This is a genomic window from Acinetobacter sp. A3, from assembly GCF_012371415.1.
GTDB lineage: Bacteria > Pseudomonadota > Gammaproteobacteria > Pseudomonadales > Moraxellaceae > Acinetobacter.
In genome coordinates, this window is sequence record NZ_JAAZQW010000015.1 from 32209 (window position 1) to 53670 (window position 21462).

A 21462-nucleotide genomic window follows, 5' to 3' on the forward strand; every position below is an offset into this window, starting at 1 on the left:
ATGAGTCTAGAGCAGTCTAACCCATTAGTAACAGTTTATATTCCTACTTTTAACCGTGTGGAGTTATTAAAGCGTGCTGTTGAATCTGTGCAGCAGCAAACGTACCAAAATTTAGAAATTATTATTGTTGATGACTGCTCTAATGATGGTACACATGAATATTTAGAAAAAATAACTAAGCAAGATTCACGTATTGGCTATTTTATTAAAGAAAAGAATAGTGGGGCATGTGTAAGTCGTAATATTGCAATCGAAAATGCGAAAGGAGAGTTTATTACAGGATTAGATGATGATGATTATTTTTTGAATAGTCGGATATCTGATTTTTTAAAATATGCAAAAATAAATAAAATTTTATTTTCTCATTATATTGAAATAGATAAATTTAATAAATATAGAAAAATAAAATCTTTAAAAACATCAATAATGTGGAAAGATTTACTATTTTATAATTATATTGGAAATCAGATATTTTTTCATAAAGATTTAAAAGAAGTTTTGCTATATGACTATAAGTTAAATATCTTACAAGACTTAGAGGCTTGGCTAAATATTTTGAAAAACAAAAATATAAGAGCTATAGGAATAGAAAGTTATTCTTATTTTATAGATAAAAGTCATCCTCATGAAAGAATTAGTAAATTTAATAATGAAAGAGTAATTCAGGCTTTAAATTATATATCTGAAAAACATAAGCTTAATTTTATTCAAAAGTTATTGATTAAAACTTATATTATTGGATATGTACCAAAAGCAGGAAATATTTTGGTATATATTTTAAAATTTTTAATGAGACCAAAAAAGATTTTTTTTAACCAAATATTTTACGTAATTTTTAAGATTTTAAAAAATGAATAAACTTATATTTCCATTGATATATTTGGCTTTTATACTGTTAGTGGTAGCTACTAATTTATTTATAAGTTCAATAGATATTAATTTGTTATTCTCAGTTTTATTGGTAATAATATTTATTGTATTAAGAAGTTTTGTAGCGGGGGGGGATAAAGTTTCTCCTGATATTGTTTTTGTTGTATTCTTTTATATATTTCATTTTGGTTACTTTTATTTGTATTATTTAAATTTAGCTGATTATGATAGTGAGATTTTTTTATTTCCATATTACTTGGGTGAGGCTATCTTTTATTTGCTTATTTGTTGTAGTGGATTTTTGTTGAGTTATTATATTTTCTATAATTATAAAGATTTCAATGCTGATTTTTTGAAAGCTAGTGCTGGATTAAATAATAATACAATATATTTTTTGAAAATTTTATTAATACTTTTATTTCTAAGTTTTTGGGTGCCAATTCTTTCTTTAGCTCCAGAAATTTTTTATGATTTTTCTTTAATGAGAAGTGTAGGAGAAAAAGGTCTAGGGGGGAAATTCTATTGGTTTGGTCAAATTGTTGGTATTACAATAGTAAGTTTATATTTTTATAATAAGTTATCCAATGGACAGAAATTTTTTAATAGTTTATTTGATATATTACCCTTGAGCATAGTCTTTGCTAGTTTCTTGTTGGGACAACGTACATATTTCTTATTCTATGCTATTGTATTAGTTTCTATATATCATAACTTTTATAGAAATATTAATTTTTTCAAATTATTTTTATCTTCTATTATTGTATTTTCTTTTTCAGCTGTTATTGCTGTGTCGCGCGTAGAATCTGTATATAATCCTATAGATGCATTAAATTTATATTTAAGTAATAAGGAAAATGGTTTTATCATATCAGCATTGCATGAGTTTGGACTAACTTTTAAAACCATTCCATTTATTATGTATTTGACTGAAGATGGTAATTATTGGTATTTTAAGTCATATTTAAATTCTCTAATGTTGTCATTGCCAAATCTCAGTGATAATATTAGGACATCTAATGAGAATATGGATAGCTGGGTTACTTATCAATTGTTTGGAGATGACACCTATGGCCGTGGAGGATCTATTGCAATGGAAGCATATGGTAGCTTTGGTCCTATTTTTGGTTCTTTTTTCTTCTTTATCTTAGGTGGCTTTACTGCTAAGTTATATAATAATTTTAGATTTAACTCTTCTCTCTACTATTTTTCTTTATATTATGCTTTTCTTGGTGCATTAATGTTATGGATGAGAGCGAATAGTAATTTTCTATTTAGGATTTTAATATGGTCTCTAATAATTACTTTTTTATTATTATTTTTTAAGAAAATTTTGAGTCATAAAAGATGAAAAAAATTTTAATTGTTTTGCCTTCACTTGGTATTGGAGGTGTAGAATCTATAGTTCGACAACTAATAGATGGTTTTGACAATGAATTTTATTTTGAAATTCTTCTTTTTAAGAAAGATGAAATATTTTTCGAAAGAGAGGATATAAAAATCAATCAGTTTTATATTTCTTCTACTTTTTCTTTGTTTTTATTTTTTGTCAAGTTTATTCTTCTTTCAAGAAATTTTAATATAATACATGCTCATACATTTTATGCTATTGTTTTTTCAAGATTAATGAAAATTTTTAATTGGAAATTAAAGATTATTAGTTCTGAACATAGTAGTTTGAATAAAAACACAATTAGAACTAAATATAGAATTTTATATAGATATACTGATTTTTTGTCTAATATAAATACAAATGTTAGTAAGTTTTCTGCAAATTCTTATTTTAGATATAATTATACAAAAAAAGAAGCTACAGTTATATATAATGGCATTAAAGATATATCGTCAACTACAGTATTACTCAATGATATATCCTTAGGTGAAATTTTTAATCGTTATGATAAGGTTATTTTATTTGTAGGACGTATATGTGAAGAGAAGGATTGCTTTAATTTATTAGAAGCTTATAGGATTTTAGTTGAAAAAACTGATTTAAACGTTGCTTTATTTTTTGTTGGTGATGGACCTTTGTTTAATGAGCTAAAAAGAAAAGTTCATATATATGATTTAGAAGAAAATGTTTTATTATTTGGTGTTCGTCATGATGTGAATGATTTTTATAAATTATGTGATTTATTTGTATTGTCTAGTATAACTGAAGGCTTGCCAACGGTTATTTTAGAGGCAATATTTAAAAATAAAATAATTGTTTCTACTGAGTGTGGAGGCGTTAAAGAAATATTTAGTAATAATTATCCTTTTTTAGTGCCTATATGTTCTCCAGAAATGTTATCTGAAGCTATGCTTAAGGCTTTATTTATTAATGAAAATTTACAAATGAAAATTATTTCTGATTATGATGAAATTAAGTTGAAATTTTCTGCCAATTATTTTATTGAAAAATGGAAATCTATATATAAAGGCTTGTAATCAAATGTTATTAAGTGTTGGTATTTCTTTATTTAATGCACAATTATATTTATCTAATACTATTGTCTCTATATTGAATCAATCGTATCAAAACTGGGAGTTAATTTTAATTGATGATGGGTCTACAGATGGCTCATTATCTATTGCAAATTATTATGCTAGTCAAGATGAAAGAATTCGTGTGATTTCTGATGGTGTAAATAGAAAATTACCTTACCGTCTTAATCAATTAATAAAAGAATCTGATGGTGATTTTATTGTACGTATGGATGCCGATGATATTATGCATCCTGAGAGGTTAGAGCGACAACTCGATTTTTTAAAAAAAAATACACAGTTTGATTTAGTTTCAACTGGGTTAATTTCGATTAATAATAATAATCAAGTTAAAGGCTATAGAAAAGTAGATAAATTATATTCTGATTTTGGAATGCCTAAGTTAAGTTATCCTATTGTGCATCCCTCTGTAATGGCTCGGAAATCTTGGTATGAGCGTAATTGTTATTCTGAAAAATTTCCTAGAGCAGAAGATTTTGAATTATGGACGAGATCAATAGTAAATAATGACTTTAAGATGGCTGTGATGCCAGAGCTACTTTTATATTATAGAGAAGAAGGTAATTTATCGCTTGATAAATTAGTAAATTCCTATAAGGATACTTTGAAAATATATTCACAGTATTATTCAAAAAATAATTTAGATGCTGAAATTTTAAGATTAAATTTTAAGATATTAGTAAGTAAACTTTTTTATTATACTGGGAATTTGCAAAAGTTAGCGCGTCGTAGAAATGAAAAATTCAATCATATTGATCTAGAGCATTATCAACAAATACTTACTCAAGTTGTTACTAAAAAGATTTAAATATATGATTAAAGTTTTAATTATAGGCACGGTTGCTACAAGTTTTTATGGCTTTCGTGCGGATTTAATTCGTACGCTCTTAAAAAAAGGTTATCAAGTCTATGCTTTTACATGTGAATATACAGTAGAAGATCTAAGAAAGATAGAAGATCTTGGTGCAACTCCAGTTACATATACTTTAAACCGTGGTGGACTAAATCCACTAGCAGATATTATGTCAACTTATAAGCTTGCAAAAAAAATCCAAAAAATTAAGCCTGATTTAGTTTTTTCGTATTTTAGCAAACCCGTTATTTTTGGAACGATTGCTGCAAAATTAGCAAAAGTTCCAAAAGTCATGGGTATGTTAGAAGGATTAGGTTATACATTTACCGAACAGCCCGAAGGTTTAAGCAAGAAAATAAAATTCATAAAAAAAGTTCAAGTCTTACTCTATAAAATAGCCTTACCTCAGTTAGATAAACTAATTTTTCTAAACTCAGATGATCCAAAAGATTTGTTAGAACAGCACCTTATAAAAGTAAAAAATGTAGAAGTTTTAGGTGGGATTGGTTTAAATCTAAAAGATTATCCTTATCAACCTCTAACTAATATTCAGCAACCACTTAATTTTCTCTTTATTGGTCGGTTACTTAAAGAAAAGGGGATTCACGATTTTCTCACTGCTGCAAAAATAGTAAAAGAAAAATATCCTGAAACCCTATTTACTGTTTTAGGTGCGATTGATCCTTATAATTTAGGTGCATTACAGCAAACAGAACTTAATGATTTAATTTCATCTAATATTATTCACTACCCAGGTCATGTGAATAATGTTAAGGATTGGATAGCAGATAGTCATGTATTTGTATTGCCCTCATATCGTGAAGGAGTTCCGCGAAGTACACAAGAAGCAATGGCAATTGGGCGTGCTATTATTACGACAGATGTACCGGGTTGTAGAGAAACAGTAGTCGATGGTATTAATGGTTTTTTGGTTCCTAGATGGAATGCTGATGTTTTGGCTGAAAAAATGATTTATTTTATTCAAAACCCTGAACAGATTTGTATTATGGGTAATGAAAGCCATAAAATAGCAGTCGAAAAGTTTGATGCAGACAAAGTTAATCGAAGATTAATACAAATTTTAGGTCTATAAATGCTAAAACGCTTACTTGATATGATCATTGCCTCCATTGCCCTGATTTTGCTTTCACCACTTTATGTCGTTGTGGCCTATAAAGTACGAAAAAATCTGGGTTCTCCGGTCTTGTTTCGCCAGGTGCGTCCAGGTTTACATGGCAAGCCTTTTGAAATGATCAAGTTCCGCACTATGAAAGATGCTGTGGACGAGAAAGGTAATCCATTGCCGGACAGTGAACGTTTAGCGCCTTTTGGACAAATGCTGCGTTCTACCAGTCTGGATGAAATGCCGGAACTCTGGAACGTGATTAAAGGCGATATGAGTATTGTTGGGCCACGTCCACTACTGATGGAGTACTTGCCGCTTTATAGCCCCGAACAAGCCAAACGTCATGATGTCCGTCCGGGTATGACCGGTCATGCGCAGGTCAATGGCCGCAATGCAATTAGCTGGGAAGAGAAGTTCAAGTTAGATACCTGGTATGTTGAAAATCAATCTATCTGGTTCGACTTTAAAATCATGTTTAAAACGGTACATAAAGTCTTAGCAAAAGATGATATCAGTGCCGAGGGTGAAGCCACCATGAGCAAATTTACCGGTACAAAAACGGACAAGATTCATGACTGAAATCTATGCAGTCTATGGTGCTTCAGGTTGTGGCCGAAGCTTGATGCCTGTGGCCCGCCAGCAATTACAGCGTCAGAATATAAGTGCGGAAATCTATTTTATTGATGACAGCTTGATTGAAGAAATAACGGTTAACGGTCATATAGCATTAAATTATGCAGCATTTAAAGCATTAAAAGCGGATAGAAAGTCAGTTTTAATTGCGATTGCCAATAGTCAGGTTCGTGAAAAAATTGCGCTACAACTTGAACAAGATGCAATTGAGCTCTGGATGGTTCAGGCAGATAATGTCGTGCGTATGGATAAAATAGAGATTGCCCCAGGTGCTGCTTTAAGTCCCTTTGTAACGCTCACTTCTAATATTAAGATTGGCAAATGCTTTCATGCCAATTTATATAGTTATGTTGAGCATGACTGTATCATTGGTAATTACGTCACCTTTGCTCCCGGAGTGAAATGTAACGGCAATATCCACATAGAAGACCATGCTTATATTGGTACTGGTGCTATGATTAAACAAGGCACACCAGACCAACCTTTGGTGATAGGTAAAGGGGCAGTGGTGGGTATGGGCGCTGTCGTCACTAAAAGCGTGCCACCGGGCGTAACGGTGGTTGGCAATCCGGCACGGATTTTAGAGAAAAAATAAGTTTTTAAATTTTAAAAATTCAGGAAACATCATGCTAAACACTGCATTTGAACCATGGCCAAGTTTTACCCAGGAAGAAGCGGATGCGGTTTCCCAGGTTTTATTGTCAAATAAAGTCAACTACTGGACCGGACAGGAATGCCGTGAGTTTGAAAAAGAATTTGCCCAGTTCGCTGAAACCCAGTATGCAGTGGCTTTAGCCAATGGAACCGTGGCCCTCGATGTTGCTTTAAAAGCCTTAGGGATTGGAGCTGGGGATGATGTAATTGTCACTTCACGCACCTTTCTGGCGTCGGCCAGTTCGATTGTGACGGCTGGGGCAAATCCTATTTTCGCCGATGTTGAACTGGATTCTCAAAATATCTCAGCTCAAACCATTGAAGCAGTACTGACCCCAAATACCAAAGCGATTATCTGTGTGCATTTGGCGGGTTGGATGTGTGATATGGACCCGATTATGCAACTGGCGCAGGACAAAGGCCTGTATGTTATTGAAGATTGTGCGCAGGCACATGGTGCCAAGTACAAAGGGAAATCTGCAGGTTCAATCGGTCATATTGGCGCCTGGTCATTCTGTCAGGATAAAATCATGACCACGGGTGGCGAAGGCGGTATGGTCACCACCAACGATGAAAATTTATGGAAAAAAATGTGGTCCTACAAAGATCATGGTAAAAATTACGACAGCATCTATAACAAGCAGCATCCACCGGGTTTCCGCTGGCTGCATGACTCCTTTGGCACCAACTGGCGCATGATGGAAATGCAGGCTGTGATTGGACGGATTCAATTGAAGAAGATGTCCGAATGGACACAAAAACGTACCGAGCATGCACAGCGTATTTTGGCAGCCTTTCAGGACAGTCCATATTTTACTGTGCACTATCCAGACAGCGACTATGTACATGCCAACTACAAGTGCTATGTGCAGGTCAATAGCGAACAGTTACCTGCAGATTGGTCACGTGATCGTATCATGCAGGAAATTAATGCTTTGAATGTACCTTGTTTTAGTGGTTCATGCTCAGAAGTATATTTGGAACACGCCTTTGATGGTACAACATGGCGACCTGCACAGCGTTTAGCAAATGCACAGCAATTGGGCGAAACCAGTTTAATGTTCTTGGTCCATCCAAACTTAAGCGATGACAGTATCACAAAAACTATTGCGGCGATTCAGCAGGTGATACAACAGATGGCAGGCTAAGCCATACTGATGATGCAGTCTTCAAGTGGTGATCTTCATCTTGTGATAGGGCTTAAAGGATTGCGTCAGATGAGTTGGTGCATTTACATCACTAGACTATTCATGCGATAGAGTCATCTAATCTTTAAACCGAAAATAGAGTAAAATATGTAAATGATATATTTTACTTTGATAAAAATAGTGTGAACTGAAAATTGTCTATTTAAGATATATAGACAATTTTCAGTAAAAAAATATTGAGAAGCCTCATCCCGTGAAATCCTTTATCGAACCTGCTGTAGAATCCCCGCGCTCAGTCAAACTTGCATTTTTGGTTGTTTTAGACTTCTGTGTCCTTCCTGTGCTGTTGTGGATGTGTTATGCCATTCGCCAGTTTGATTTAGGTGCAGAAGTTGTGCCTAATTTGGCCTATGGTTCAATTTGGGCAAGCTTGATTGCAGTTGCATCGCTGTTTATTTTTGGGGTGTATCGCTTTATTGTGCGTACCTACAGCGAACTGTTTATGGTCAAGCTAGGGCTTGGCACTTCTTTGGCTGTAGCAGGGCTGTATGCGCTGGCCTATTTTACCGATGCTTTTATTCCCACCTCTATTCCACTCATGTTTGGCTTTCTCATGTTCGCATGGGTCTGGTTTAGCCGTGGTTTTATTCGCTTCATCGTGCGTTCTTATTTGCAGGCCGATGTACAAAAAAAACGGGTGGCTATTTATGGGGCTGGCAATGCAGGGCAACAAATTGCTGCAGCGTTATACAGCTCAGATGAACACTTACCGGTGTTGTTTATTGATGATGATCCGTCCCTCACTGGGCAACAGTTGGGCCGTTTAAAAGTCTATGATGCAGAAACAGCATTAAAAGTCATGCCGAAAAAGCATATTGATGAAATTTTGATTGCGTTGCCTTCAGTTGGACGCATGCGTAAAAGCGAGATTGTCAAATTTTTAGAACCTGCACATATTAAAATTACCGAAATTCCAGGACTGACCAAACTAGTCGATGGTGAAATTCGCGTATCGGATATTCAGGAAGTCGATATTATTGACTTGTTGGGGCGTGATCCAGTGCCGCCTGTGCCCGAACTGTTGGCTAAAAATATTCAAGACAAAATGGTTTTGGTGACAGGCGCGGGCGGCTCAATTGGCTCTGAACTGTGTCGTCAAATTGTCAAAAATAAACCCAAAGCATTGGTGATTTATGAATTGACCGAGTTTGCGTTGTATAGCATTGACAAAGAATTACGCTTAAATAACGATGTCACGATTATACCAATTTTAGGTTCAGTGTTGGATCAGGCCAAACTGGAACGGGTGATGGAACAGTATGCGATTCAAACTGTGTACCATGCTGCTGCCTACAAACACGTGCCTTTGGTGGAGTGTAACCCATTGGCAGGCTTGAAAAATAATGCAATTGGTACGGCATTTAGCTTAAATGCAGCGGTTAAAACAGGTGTGGAAACCTTTGTACTCATTTCTACCGATAAAGCCGTGCGTCCGACCAATGTCATGGGGGCGTCTAAACGTATGGCAGAGTTGTATTGTCAAGCGATGGCAGAAGTGCAGGATCAGACCCAAATCAGCATTGTACGGTTTGGTAATGTCTTGGGCTCATCGGGTTCAGTTGTACCGTTGTTCAAACAGCAAATTGCCAAAGGTGGGCCAATTACAGTGACCCATCCTGAAGTAACGCGTTACTTTATGACCATTCCAGAAGCCTCGCAATTGGTGATTCAGGCGGGTGCTTTGGGTCAGGGGGGCGATGTATTCCTGCTGGATATGGGTGAACCTGTACGAATTCAGGATTTAGCCCGTCAAATGATTGCACTGAGTGGTTTAAAAGTACGAGAAACGGGCAGTCAGGAAGGTGATATTGAAATTCAATATTCAGGCTTACGTCCAGGCGAAAAACTCTACGAAGAATTGTTGATTGATGCCGATAATACCGAAATTACCCAACACAGCCGTATTTTACGTTCTTTTGAGAAAATGTATCCGTTAGATGAATTGTTGTTGGTCTTTGAGCGTTTAAATGAGTTAACCGCAATTCAAAGTGATATTGATTGGGCTTTAACACAACTCGAATACTATGTAGATGGTTATGTCCGTGGTAAAGAAGTCAAAGTAAATTAAAATATCGAGATCAGGTTAAGACATATGATTAAAAAAGCCATTTTACCCGTTGCAGGTTTAGGTACCCGCTTTTTACCAGCCAGTAAATCTATTCCTAAAGAAATGGTGACTGTGGTCGATCGTCCTGCGATTGAATATGTGGTGCGTGAAGCGGTTGCTGCCGGTATTGAACAGATTATTCTGGTCACGCATTCTTCCAAAGCGTCAATTGAAAACTACTTTGACCGTAACTTTGAGCTAGAAACCACATTAGAGCAGAAGCAAAAGTGGGATTTGCTAAAAGAAATTACCGAAATTTTACCACCGCAGGTCAGCGTGGTCAGCGTGCGTCAGCCACAGCCTTTGGGTTTAGGCCATGCGGTACTCTGCGCAAAATCTGTGGTGGGTGATGAAGCCTTTGCGGTATTGCTACCAGATGTATTGGTCAAAGATGATGCTACAAAAAATGACTTAGCACGCATGATTCAACGTTTTGAGCAATCTCAGGCTGCACAGATTATGGTCGAAGCTGTACCAGATCATCTGGTCGATCAATACGGTATTGTGGATGTAGCTGCAGCACCTGCAGAAGGTGAAAGTACCGTGATGCAGGGCATTGTAGAAAAACCTGCAGTGGGTACAGCTCCTTCCAATTTATCGGTGGTGGGGCGTTATGTCTTGCCTGCAGAAATTATGACTCTACTGGAAAATACCCCTAAAGGTGCAGGCAATGAAATTCAACTGACCGATGCCATTGCCATGTTGCAACAAAATAGTGTGGTGGAAGCCTATCGTATGCAAGGTCAGACCTTTGACTGTGGCAGTAAGTTGGGCTATTTAAAAGCGGTATTGCATTATGGGGTGGATCATCCAAAATTAGGGGATGATTTCAAAGCCTTGATTGAAGAATTAAAGCTTGAGTCATAAAGGTGATTAAGGGGGGGGGAAGATTAGAAAATCTCTCCTAGCCTCCCTTCTTACGCAAGAATTTAAAGCAGTGCTTAAACTCTTGCTCAGGGAGGAACATCCATTATAAAGCTTTTGCTAGTGCGAACTTCCCCTTTGCAAAAGGTGAGCCATGTATGGCGCAAGGAGGGGGATTAAAAAACCTGAAAAGTTATTCATATATGATGTAGGAAAGGATGAAATGTAAAAATCCCTCCTAACCTCCCTTTAAAAAAGGGAGGAACCCACGTGAAATAAACAGCATCAACCAATACACAGGAACACATTTTGAAAGTCGCAGTCTTTGGAAAAACCCTCTATGCAGGCGTGATGTCTGCACTCTTGGCAGAATGTGGGCATCAAGTTTATTGGTGCGATATCTTTCAGGATGCTGCTCATCCACTAGAACAGCAACATCTCAGCTTTCAAGACCAAGCTTTGAGCCTGTTATTACAACAACAACGCAGCAAAGGCTTTTTGCAATATTGCAATTTTGCGGCCTTGCCTTTAGATGTAGATGTTTATGTACTGAGTTTGAACCCGACTGAAGAAACCCACGCCTTAACCGTTTTGGGGCAGTTGCAACAACGTCCGATCATTCACCCTAAATTGATGATCAATGCCTCGACTTTGGGCTTAAATGGCACACAGCGCCTGCAAAAAATCTTGCCACAAGATGACTGGATATATTTGCCCGACATGATTCAAGAGGGCAATGCCATTCAAAGTATGACCCGCGCACAGCAACTCACGGTGGGTTGTGAAAATGAACGTGCGCAAGTCAAACTCAAAGAATTACTCCGCCCTTTATTTCCACGTGCACAGCAATACCTGTTTATGCCCGTGTTGGATGCAGAATTTACCAAACTGAGTATTTCAGGCATGCTGGCAACCCGTATCAGTTATATCAATGACTTGGCGGTGGTGGCAGAAAAACTGGGGATTGATATTGAGCATGTGCGGCAGGGTATGGCGGCAGATAGCCGTATTGGTGCATCGTATATGTATCCTGGTGCGGGATTTGGTGGCGAAAACTTTAGCCATGATATTCAGACTCTGGCCAGTACCGTATCCACCACAGGGGTAAAAAGTCAGCTGTTGGCGCAGGTTTGGGATATTAACGAACAACAAAAAGAACTTTTGTTTAGAAAGCTGTGGAATTATTATCAGGGCGATTTAAACGGCAAAACTGTGGCCATTTGGGGTGCAGCCTTTAAAGAAAATACCGCAAGGGTGCAACATTCTCCCATTCATGTGATGTTGCCTGCGTTGTGGGCGCAGGGTGTGACGGTCAAATTGCATGACCCACAAGCCTTGCCTGAAATTGTGGCACAGTATGGTCAGCGCGATGATCTAATTTTATGTGCAGACCAATACCAAGCCGTCGAAGGTGCATCGGCATTATGTGTGCTGACCGCGTGGAAACAATATTGGAGTTTGGCTTATCCAACTTTGTTGCAGCAGATGCAGCATCCGCTGATTTTGGATGGTCGTAATATTTATGATCCTGAATTTGTGAAGGCACAAGGTTTTGCTTATATGGGAGTCGGTCGCTAATGATGGGTACCACAACATCACAGGCAAATAATCAGCCACAGCAAACCGCCTTGCAGCAATTACAACAATTGCAGCAACAGTTTCAGCAGCGGCATTTAAATCAGCTGTTTGCTCAAGATCCACAGCGTTTTCAGCGTTTCTCGGTAGCTTTGGATAGTGTGCTGTTTGATTATAGCAAGCATCGGATTGATGCCAACGTGTTGCAGACCCTGGTTCAGTTTGCACAACAGAGTCAGCTTGCTGAGTGGATTGGACGTTTATTTTCAACGGCAACGGGCTCAGAGAAAATCAACTATACCGAACAGCGCGATGCGATGCATTGGGCCTTGCGTTTGCCTGCGACCAGTACAGCAGCATGCGCTTCCGAACAGACCGATGCTTACGCTGCATTGACTGATCTAGTCCATACCCAGCTTGAGCGTATGTATGCCTTGGTGGGAAAAATCCATGCAGGCCAATACCGTGGTGCCACGGGTGAAGTGATTCAGGATGTGGTCAATATTGGTGTGGGCGGCTCAGATTTAGGCCCGTTGATGGTGACCCAAGCCTTATCTGATTTTAAAGTGGCAACTGAAAAACCACTGAATGTACATTTTGTGTCTACCATGGATGGCAGCCAGCTATCTGAATTGCTGCATCGTCTGCGTCCTGAAACCACTTTATTTATTATTTCCTCCAAGTCTTTTGGCACCATTGATACCTTATCCAATGCACAGACCGTGAAACAATGGCTAGAAAAGGCCTTGGGTACACATGCGCAAATTCTGAAACATCACTTTATTGGGGTATCCACCAAAGCTGATAAAATGACCGCTTGGGGCATTTGTCCTGAAAATCAGCTCTTGCTGTGGGATTGGGTGGGTGGTCGCTATTCGCTATGGTCGTGTATTGGCTTACCGATTGCCCTGACCATTGGCGTTGCGGGTTTTCAACGGTTTTTAGCAGGTGCACATGCGGTTGATCAGCATTTTCAAACTGCTGCATTTGATCAGAACATCCCGGTGCTGATGGGTTTGCTGGGGGTGTGGAATAATAACTTCCTGAATATTCAGACTCATGCGGTCTTGCCTTATGATGGACGCTTAAAATACTTCGCCTCTTATTTACAGCAGTTGGAGATGGAATCTAATGGTAAATCCATTCAGCGCAATGGTGAGGCGGTTAACTTGGATACCTGTCCGATTGTTTGGGGTGAGGTTGGGCCGAATGCACAGCATGCGTTCTATCAATTGTTGCATCAAGGGACGCATGCGGTTAGCTGCGATTTTATTGCCCCTGTGCAGCGTTATAATGCCAATCAATTTACCTATGCTGAAAATGCTGAGGCTTTAGTAGAGCAGCACCATTTGGCCTTGTCCAACTGCTTGGCGCAGTCGCGGCTTTTGGCCTTTGGCAATCAGGCTTTAGATCAGCAGGAGTTAGATGGCTTAGCGGCGTATAAGCAGTACAGTGGTAATCAGCCAAGTACCAGTATTTTATTGCAAGAACTCAATCCGTATAGCTTGGGCATGTTGATTGCTTTGTATGAACACAAAGTCTTTGTACAATCGGTGCTGTGGAATATCAATCCCTTTGACCAATGGGGCGTAGAAAAAGGCAAGGAAATTGCCAATCAGCTCTTGCCGATTTTAAATGGGCAGCAACAGGATTTATCTGCACTCGATGCATCGACCCAAGGTTTATTAAAAATTTTATTAGGAAAAATAGATGGCTAATATTTTAGTAACAGGCGGTGCGGGCTATATCGGTTCACATACCTGTGTGGAATTGCTGAATGCAGGGCATAGTGTGGTGGTGCTAGATAATTTATCTAATAGCTCGGCAGAATCGTTGGCGCGGGTGCAGCAACTGACGGGCAAAACCTTGCAGTTTATTCAAGGTGATATTCGTGATACTGCTGCTTTGGATGCTGTGTTTGCGCAACATCAAATTGATGCGGTGATTCATTTCGCAGGTTTGAAAGCAGTTGGAGAAAGCCAGCAAATTCCACTCAATTATTTTGACAACAATATTGCAGGTTCAATCAGCCTGATTCAGGCCATGCAACGTGCCAATGTATTTAAACTGGTATTTAGCTCATCAGCCACGGTATATGACGAAGCCAATATTTCACCACTGAATGAAGATATGCCAACAGGAATGCCAAGCAATAATTATGGCTATACCAAACTGATTGTGGAACAGCTCTTAGAAAAAGCTGCCGCAGCAGATCCTCGTTGGTCGATTGCCTTATTGCGTTATTTTAACCCTGTGGGTGCGCATAAAAGTGGTCGTATTGGAGAAGACCCACAAGGTATTCCAAATAATTTAATGCCTTATGTGACTCAGGTAGCAGTAGGGCGTCGTGAAAAACTGTCTATTTTTGGGCAGGATTATGCTACGCCAGATGGTACAGGGGTGCGCGATTATATTCATGTAGTCGATTTGGCAAATGCGCATTTATGTGCCTTGAATAACCGTTTGACTGCACAGGGTTGCCGTGCTTGGAATATTGGTACGGGCAATGGGATTTCGGTGCTGCAAGTGAAGAATACTTTTGAACAGGTTAATGGTGTGCAGATTCCATTTGAGTTTACACCACGTCGTGAAGGCGATGTGGCCACCTCTTTTGCAGATAATAGCCGCGCCGTGCAAGAACTGGGTTGGAGTCCACAATATGGCTTAGAAGATATGTTGGCCGATAGTTGGAACTGGCAAAAGCAGAATCCGAATGGTTATCGTTAAGATGAATGATTCCAGCTATACACTCAGCCACAAAGTTTAGAGCATAAACAATGGGAATCAGTTTTGACTCCCATTGTTTATATTGCTTTGATTTTTCAGATTAAGCTTGAATCAATTGCGTCAACTCATCCACATAGTCCTGCATCGGACGTGGGTTTTGATCACGACGGCTTTCAATATTTAAGCGCAATAAAGGCTCAGTATTTGAAGCGCGCACATTAAAACGCCATGCCCCAAAGTCAAGACTCACGCCATCGGTTTGGTCAATTGTTGGGTTTTGGCTGGCATAATGCTCAAAGATTTTTTGGATGGTGGCTTGAGTATCGGCCACTTTAAAGTTAATTTCGCCCGAACATGGGAACTTGGCAATCATTTCTTCGACCAGACTGGATAGTGATTGTCCTGTTTCAGACAATACCGAAACTACCAATAACCATGGAATCATGCCGCTGTCACAATAGGCGAAATCACGGAAATAGTGGTGTGCACTCATTTCACCGCCGTAAACGGCATTGTGCTCACGCATTACATCTTTAATAAAGGCATGTCCAGATTTAGATTGAATCGCTTCACCCTGATATTGCGCGACTACATCAAAGGTATTCCAGACCAAACGCGGGTCATGCACAATTTTTTCGCCTGCTTGTTTGAGCAAAAACGCCTGTGCCAATAAGCCAACAATATAATAACCTTCAATAAACTGGCCTTTTTCATCGAACAAGAAACAGCGGTCAAAGTCACCATCCCATGCAATGCCCATGTCCGCTTGATGCTCTAATACAGCATTACGGGTGCTGTCACGGTTTTCCACTAAAATTGGGTTTGGGATGCCATTGGGGAAAGTACCATCAGCATCATTGTGAATTTTGACCAATTCAACGGGGATATTCAGGGCTTTGAATTTTTGCTCAATTGCATCGACCACATGCCCTGCAGCGCCATTGCCTGCATTCATGACCAGTTTCATAGGACGAATTTTGCTAGGCTCGATATAAGTCATTAAATGTTCAATAAATTCAGGCAAAATATTGTAGCTTTGAGTGCTGCCTTTGTGCTCAACTGGGGTAAATTCGCCTGATTCTGCCAAAGCCTGAATGTCTTTTAAACCTGTATCGGCACTAATCGGACGTGCATTTTCACGTACCAGTTTCATGCCGTTGTAGTCCATGGGGTTATGGCTAGCAGTCACTTCAATTCCACCTTGCACGTCTAAATGGAAAGCTGCGAAATAGACTTCTTCTGTACCTGTCATGCCTAAATCTAGCACATTGACCCCTACATCATTTAACCCACGAATGGTGGCTTGCTTTAAGCTTTCGCTGCTGAGACGGATATCGCAGCCAATTGCAACGGTTTTGGGTTGGTAAATTTGTCCGTAAGCACGACCAATTTTATAGGCAATCTCTTCATTGAGTTCTGTGCCCAATTTTCCGCGAATGTCATAGGCTTTAAAACAAGTGAGTTTGCTCATGTATTATCCTGAATATTTGGAAAAGTCGTATTGCTGCCTATGATAATCGAACTATGTGCAATGTGCTGTACAGAATAGAAGATCAATTGCTTGAAGATGTTTCAGGTCATTAACCGTGTGTGGGGCTGTTGCAAGATGGAGCAGGTCAAAGACCATGGATGAGAAAAGGTGTTGTGATGGCAAGGGTGTTTTTTATTGAGTGAAGTTGGTTAAAATACGGCTCAGACTTATGTGTTCGATATGATTGAAGATGAAATTACAGAAAAGTACTTTAGAGCCAGAGCAGAAACTTTCTGCGCCACAGAAAAAATTTCAGAAATTATGTCAAAAAATTGAGCAGGAACAAGTACGTTTGAATGAATGGCAGACCGCACAAGCCGATATTCAGGCACGGGCCAGCCGAGAAATTTTACCAACCTATACGCAATTGCGTGAAATTATATTTCAGCAAATTCAACAATTGCTTCAGCAAAAACAACAAAAAATGACGGCAGCCCAACAAACTAAACTTGCTCAAAAAATTGAGCAACTCAGTTTGCAGCTTTTAGAATCGCAGCAGATGTCTGCCGAACAAGTTCAGTTTTTAACAGAATTGCTGAATCATTATGGCTATGATTTTGAGCGGCCAGACTTAGATGATCTAGATGAGATGTTTGAGGCTAAAACTGAGGCTGAGTTCGCAGAAGAAAACTTTGAGCAAGGTGGCTTTGAAGATGATGCTTCTGAACAAGAACGACTAGCACAGCTCAAGTTGGACAGTTTGAAACATTTTCTCTGTGAAGAATATGACCTAGATCTAGATTTTTTTGATTTTCAGCATGATCCATTAGATTTAGATGATTTTATAGAAAAATTTGAACAAAAAATGCAAGATCAAGAGGAGCTAGATTTTTTAAGTCAGTTGAGTGGTGCTCAAAAAGCTTTTGCCGAACAGCAAATTGCCCGTGAAAAAGCCAAAGCAGCAAAAAAACAGCAACAGCGTGAAGAAGCAAAGAAACTGGCAAATCAGTCCATCAAAACGATTTACTTAAAAATTACAGCGTGGATTCACCCAGATCGTGAGCAAGATGAGCAGAAAAAACAAGAAAAAACCGCATTGATGCAGCAAGCCAATCAAGCTTATGAAGCCAATGATTTATTGAGCTTGCTAAATTTGCAAATTCAGTTGGGTCAGCAGCACAATCTATCTTTCGCCAATCAACAATTAAAAGCGTATAACCTGCTTTTAGAAGAACAGTTAGAAACTTTACAAATGCAAGTAGATGACATTATTTACTCTTTTAATTGGAGTCAGTTTTTATATTCTAACCGTAAAATTAAAGTGCAAGATTTGTATCGAAAATATGAGCAAGACTATCGGCATGCCCAACAAAAATTAGCTCGAGCACAAGAGATACTGGAAAAATATCAAGACCTTAAACAATTAAAACAATTGATGCGCAGTCAATATGTGTGGGAAATGCATGCTGTGATGATGTAGACATACTGAGATTTGGGTCTGGACAAAAGCGAAGCTTGGGCTTGGAATATCTATGTCGGTAGACCATGCCCTCAGACTCCGTGATCAACATATTTTCACCCTATCGGGTGATGTTGGTGAAGGAGAGGTTGAATATTTTTTACAACAAAAAAGCCCCAGTCATTCGACTGAGGCTTTTAAAATTCTGGAGCGGGAAACGAGACTCGAACTCGCGACCCCAACCTTGGCAAGGTTGTGCTCTACCAACTGAGCTATTCCCGCATGCGGTGTATAATACATTATGCAAAAATAGGGTCAATCCATTTATGCAAAAAATTAGCTTAATTGCATAAATAAACGACATTTTTTAGAACAACTGGCGATGAGATCGCCAAATTTAAGTAGAAAAACACGCTGTAACGGCACGAAGCACGAATGATTCTGCCAAAGTGCTGAGAATTGTATAGAACGCAGTTATACTGCTAGGCAGCCTTTAAACCATTTTGGGAAATACAATCATGAGTTTAGAACAACAATTGTTGCAACGCTTAGCTGCTTTAAATCCAAGTCATTTAGAAGTTGTGAATGAATCTGCAGGGCATGGCGGTTATTTCCCAGGAAAAGAATCCCATTTTAAAGTGGTGATGGTCAGTGATGTTTTTCAGGGCTTACGTTCGGTACAACGTCATCAAAAAATTTATGCTGCTGTGGGTGATCTACTCGCGCCAAATAAAATTCATGCGCTTGCGATTCATGCCTTTGTTGCCTCTGAGTGGCAAGGCCAAGATACGTCAAGCCCTGAATGTGCACATGCACCAAAAGATGCGTAAGGGAAGGCTATAGATGGAAAATTTATCAATGCTGAACAATATTCACGTTGCTGCAGTGGCTTTGTTGCTGTTGGTGATTGTGGTGCGTGCCATGACTTTATTTAAAGGTACATTGAACCACTCTCCAAACCCTAAAGCATGGAAAGTCTTTGTAGCTTTGCAGCATTCGGCACTCACGCTGATTGTGGTGACAGGAGTCATTGCCTTATTTCTGAAGGATTTTCAGGTCGAAGCTTGGTTTTATGCCAAAATTATTTTATTTTTTGTGATGCTTTCTTCTTTGATTAAAGCGTATAAAAAAGATGAGCGTATTTTGCTGGTGCAGCGCCGTGTTGGCTGGGGACTGGCCCTGATTGCTTTCATTGCCATTTTAGGTTTGGTTATGCTTAAACCAAGTTTTGGCTAGGGCAAGTTTAAGGATTGTTAGACACTATGCGCCAACAATCATAGCGGGTCGGTTAAACTGAACATATAACAAGAACTGAAGTCATTCAACGAGGGGCGACAATGCGCACACGTGTGGTGTTTAATCAGAAAGGTGGTGTTGGAAAGTCCAGTATTACCGTGAATTTGGCAGCAATCAGTGCTCATCAAGGGCTAAAAACACTGGTAATTGATCTCGACCCGCAAGCCAACTCCAGCCAATATTTACTGGGCGATGATGCGACCTATTCTGCCGATAAACCTGCGCTTGAACCCAATATTGAAAATTATTTTGAAGAGGTTTTGGGGGGTAATCAGTCCAAAGGTTTATTGGGCAATGCGCTAGGCTCTATTTTAAAAAACCGCAGCAAAGGTTTAGAAGCTTATGTGCATCAGTCACCGTTCAAGAATCTGGATGTGATTCCTGCTAGCCCGCAATTGGGTGGTTTGGCACATGCCTTAGAATCTAAACATAAAATTTATAAACTACGTGATGCCTTACAGCAATTGTCGGATCAATATGACCGTGTATTTATTGATACTCCACCTGCGTTTAACTTTTTTACGCTCTCTGCCTTAATTGCTGCAGATCGGGTGCTCATTCCTTTTGACTGTGATGTGTTTTCTAAACGTGCCTTACAAAGCTTGATTGAAAATGTATTGGAAACTCAGGATGATCATAATCCGCATCTGGAAATTGAAGGGATTGTGGTGAATCAGTTTCAGGCGCAGGCCAAGTTGCCGCGTGAAGTGGTTCAGCAACTTAAAGATGAGGGATTGCCTGTCTTGAACAGCATGTTGCCGCCTTCAGTGTTGATGAAAGAATCACATCATAAAAATTTGCCATTAATTCATTTGGCAACAGATCATAAATTGACGCAGGCCTATCAATCGTTGTTCAATGAAATTGAGCAAGTGTGATACATAGAGGTGAACATGAAAACATTTGCAATCGGTCTTTTGGCGGTCAGTAGTGTGTTGTTAGGTGCGTGTGCGACTACAGTCAAGCCGACTTATGTGTCACCTACGCATTATCAGGCCTTGAATTGCCAGCAATTACAAAGTGAATATAACCGCATTCAACAATATATTGAAAGTGGTGTGCAGGCACCAAAACGTACAGGCGTTGGTGTAGGCGTGGGCTTAGGTGGTGGCTGGGGCAGCCGAGGTGGTTGGGGCATTGGACCTAGTGTTTCGGTGAATATGGGACAGTCTTCCAATACCAAAAATACCGAATTAGCACGTTTACTGGGTGAACAAGAAGCGATTGTGCAGGCTGCAAAATTTAAAGCCTGCCCGATTATTGTGAAGCTTAAACCTGCGACATCTTAAGAAAAAACACTGTGGTTGTGCCTATATGGCACAGCCATAGCTGAAAATTTTTTAGCAAAATGTTTCAGAGCTTCCCTAAAATGAAACATATAAAAACAAAAACTTAGATTGAATTGTCGTTATATTTATACGCTTTGGTCAGTATTGGCGTATTAGAAAAACTTGTCTTTTTTTATGGCTTTCATATAAGGTGTGCTCCTGTTTGACTGGCGTACTTTGGTGTTTATGATTGAAAGTTGGTGGTTTGTCTTGGCCATGATCGCGGTCTTGATGATTCCTGGACCGACCAATGCATTATTGGCAAGTTCAGCGCATCAACAGGGCATTGCGAAAACCAGTATGCTGATTCCTGCAGAATTATTTGGCTATGCTTATGCAATTAGCTTATGGGCTCTGCTGATTCATTTAAGCGCCCCGATATGGCCGTATTTTATTGATATTTTGCATATTTTGAGTGCGGGCTATGTATTTTGGATGGCCTTTCATTTATGGAAGCAGTCGCATTTAGAGCAGCACAGTCAGAAGCATCCAACCATTCGCCCTGCGCAATTATTTTTCTCAACTTTTAAAAATCCAAAGGCTTTGTTATTTGCTGCAGGTATTTTCCCTGTAGAAACTTGGAATAACCCGACCAATGTAGCTGTGGTCTATGTGCTATTTAGTTTGGTGTTGTTGCCTACCGCATTATTTTGGATGTCATTTGGACGGGTGATTTTGGCCAGAGAAACTAAAAAAGTCACAGCCGATTTGCTCTATAAAGGTTCGGCCTTACTTTTAGTGGTATGTATGTTGCCTGTGGTAGCACGGTTTTTTTAAAGGCACAAATATAGAATCGAAGTAAAGATC

Annotated in this window: 20 protein-coding genes and 1 tRNA gene; 19 read left to right on the plus strand and 2 right to left on the minus strand. The window is 39.1% G+C overall.

Annotated elements, in window-relative coordinates; translation table 11 throughout:
- The 13 genes from HHA42_RS06855 (at window position 1) to galE (ending at window position 15101) form a co-directional block, all read left to right on the plus strand.
- Complete coding sequence (locus tag HHA42_RS06855; protein WP_168525931.1) at window positions 1-858, plus strand: glycosyltransferase; 858 nt, start codon at window positions 1-3, stop codon at window positions 856-858.
- Window positions 851-2218 carry an O-antigen polymerase gene (locus HHA42_RS06860; protein ID WP_168525933.1) on the plus strand — a complete coding sequence of 456 codons (1368 nt, stop codon included), beginning with the start codon at window positions 851-853 and terminating at the stop codon, window positions 2216-2218. Before HHA42_RS06855 ends, HHA42_RS06860 begins: the two co-directional genes overlap by 8 nt.
- On the plus strand, window positions 2215-3297 hold the full coding sequence (locus HHA42_RS06865) for a glycosyltransferase (RefSeq protein ID WP_168525935.1): 1083 nt from the start codon (window positions 2215-2217) through the stop codon (window positions 3295-3297). Before HHA42_RS06860 ends, HHA42_RS06865 begins: the two co-directional genes overlap by 4 nt.
- 4 nt (window positions 3298-3301) lie before the next feature.
- Window positions 3302-4162 (plus strand): glycosyltransferase, encoded by an 861-nt coding sequence (locus HHA42_RS06870; protein ID WP_168525937.1) that lies wholly within the window; start codon window positions 3302-3304, stop codon window positions 4160-4162.
- 4 nt (window positions 4163-4166) lie between these two features.
- On the plus strand, window positions 4167-5300 hold the full coding sequence (locus tag HHA42_RS06875) for a glycosyltransferase family 4 protein (protein ID WP_171525575.1): 1134 nt from the start codon (window positions 4167-4169) through the stop codon (window positions 5298-5300).
- Window positions 5301-5912, plus strand: a complete 612-nt coding sequence (locus HHA42_RS06880) for a sugar transferase (RefSeq protein ID WP_168525939.1) — start codon at window positions 5301-5303, stop codon at window positions 5910-5912.
- The gene (locus HHA42_RS06885) at window positions 5905-6561 is read left to right on the plus strand and encodes an acetyltransferase (protein ID WP_168525941.1); all 657 of its coding nucleotides are present in this window, start codon (window positions 5905-5907) and stop codon (window positions 6559-6561) included. Before HHA42_RS06880 ends, HHA42_RS06885 begins: the two co-directional genes overlap by 8 nt.
- A 31-nt stretch (window positions 6562-6592) precedes the next feature.
- Window positions 6593-7768, plus strand: a complete 1176-nt coding sequence (locus HHA42_RS06890; RefSeq protein ID WP_168525943.1) for a DegT/DnrJ/EryC1/StrS aminotransferase family protein — start codon at window positions 6593-6595, stop codon at window positions 7766-7768.
- Between the two features lie 253 nt (window positions 7769-8021).
- Window positions 8022-9896, plus strand: a complete 1875-nt coding sequence (locus HHA42_RS06895) for a nucleoside-diphosphate sugar epimerase/dehydratase (RefSeq protein WP_168525945.1) — start codon at window positions 8022-8024, stop codon at window positions 9894-9896.
- A 24-nt stretch (window positions 9897-9920) separates the two neighbouring features.
- On the plus strand, window positions 9921-10802 hold the full coding sequence (gene galU, locus HHA42_RS06900; RefSeq protein WP_168525947.1) for a UTP--glucose-1-phosphate uridylyltransferase GalU: 882 nt from the start codon (window positions 9921-9923) through the stop codon (window positions 10800-10802).
- A 306-nt stretch (window positions 10803-11108) separates the two neighbouring features.
- On the plus strand, window positions 11109-12377 hold the full coding sequence (locus HHA42_RS06905) for a nucleotide sugar dehydrogenase (protein ID WP_168525949.1): 1269 nt from the start codon (window positions 11109-11111) through the stop codon (window positions 12375-12377).
- Window positions 12377-14092, plus strand: a complete 1716-nt coding sequence (gene pgi / locus HHA42_RS06910; RefSeq protein WP_168525951.1) for a glucose-6-phosphate isomerase — start codon at window positions 12377-12379, stop codon at window positions 14090-14092. The genes HHA42_RS06905 and pgi overlap by 1 nt, the downstream gene beginning before the upstream one ends.
- Window positions 14085-15101 carry a UDP-glucose 4-epimerase GalE gene (galE, locus tag HHA42_RS06915; protein WP_168525953.1) on the plus strand — a complete coding sequence of 339 codons (1017 nt, stop codon included), beginning with the start codon at window positions 14085-14087 and terminating at the stop codon, window positions 15099-15101. The genes pgi and galE overlap by 8 nt, the downstream gene beginning before the upstream one ends.
- A gap of 100 nt (window positions 15102-15201) precedes the next feature.
- On the opposite strand, the gene HHA42_RS06920 is transcribed toward galE, so the two are convergent.
- On the minus strand, window positions 15202-16572 hold the full coding sequence (locus tag HHA42_RS06920; protein ID WP_168525955.1) for a phosphomannomutase CpsG: 1371 nt from the start codon (window positions 16570-16572) through the stop codon (window positions 15202-15204).
- Window positions 16573-16822: 250 nt separating this feature from the next.
- Between HHA42_RS06920 and HHA42_RS06925 the strand changes: the two genes are divergently transcribed.
- The gene (locus HHA42_RS06925; RefSeq protein WP_168525957.1) at window positions 16823-18052 is read left to right on the plus strand and encodes a hypothetical protein; all 1230 of its coding nucleotides are present in this window, start codon (window positions 16823-16825) and stop codon (window positions 18050-18052) included.
- A gap of 185 nt (window positions 18053-18237) precedes the next feature.
- Here HHA42_RS06925 and HHA42_RS06930 read toward each other — a convergent pair.
- A tRNA-Gly gene (locus HHA42_RS06930) sits at window positions 18238-18313 on the minus strand.
- 236 nt (window positions 18314-18549) lie between these two features.
- Between HHA42_RS06930 and HHA42_RS06935 the strand changes: the two genes are divergently transcribed.
- The 5 genes from HHA42_RS06935 (at window position 18550) to HHA42_RS06955 (ending at window position 21432) form a co-directional block, all read left to right on the plus strand.
- On the plus strand, window positions 18550-18861 hold the full coding sequence (locus tag HHA42_RS06935) for a BolA family protein (protein ID WP_104852854.1): 312 nt from the start codon (window positions 18550-18552) through the stop codon (window positions 18859-18861).
- 13 nt (window positions 18862-18874) lie between these two features.
- Window positions 18875-19267, plus strand: a complete 393-nt coding sequence (locus HHA42_RS06940) for a SirB2 family protein (protein WP_104852855.1) — start codon at window positions 18875-18877, stop codon at window positions 19265-19267.
- A 101-nt stretch (window positions 19268-19368) separates the two neighbouring features.
- On the plus strand, window positions 19369-20205 hold the full coding sequence (locus HHA42_RS06945; RefSeq protein ID WP_104852856.1) for a ParA family protein: 837 nt from the start codon (window positions 19369-19371) through the stop codon (window positions 20203-20205).
- Between the two features lie 15 nt (window positions 20206-20220).
- Complete coding sequence (locus HHA42_RS06950; RefSeq protein WP_168418965.1) at window positions 20221-20616, plus strand: hypothetical protein; 396 nt, start codon at window positions 20221-20223, stop codon at window positions 20614-20616.
- A gap of 225 nt (window positions 20617-20841) precedes the next feature.
- Entirely contained in the window at window positions 20842-21432 is a 591-nt protein-coding gene (locus tag HHA42_RS06955; protein WP_168418964.1) for a LysE family transporter, read from the plus strand.
- The last annotated feature ends 30 nt before the right edge of the window (window positions 21433-21462 follow it).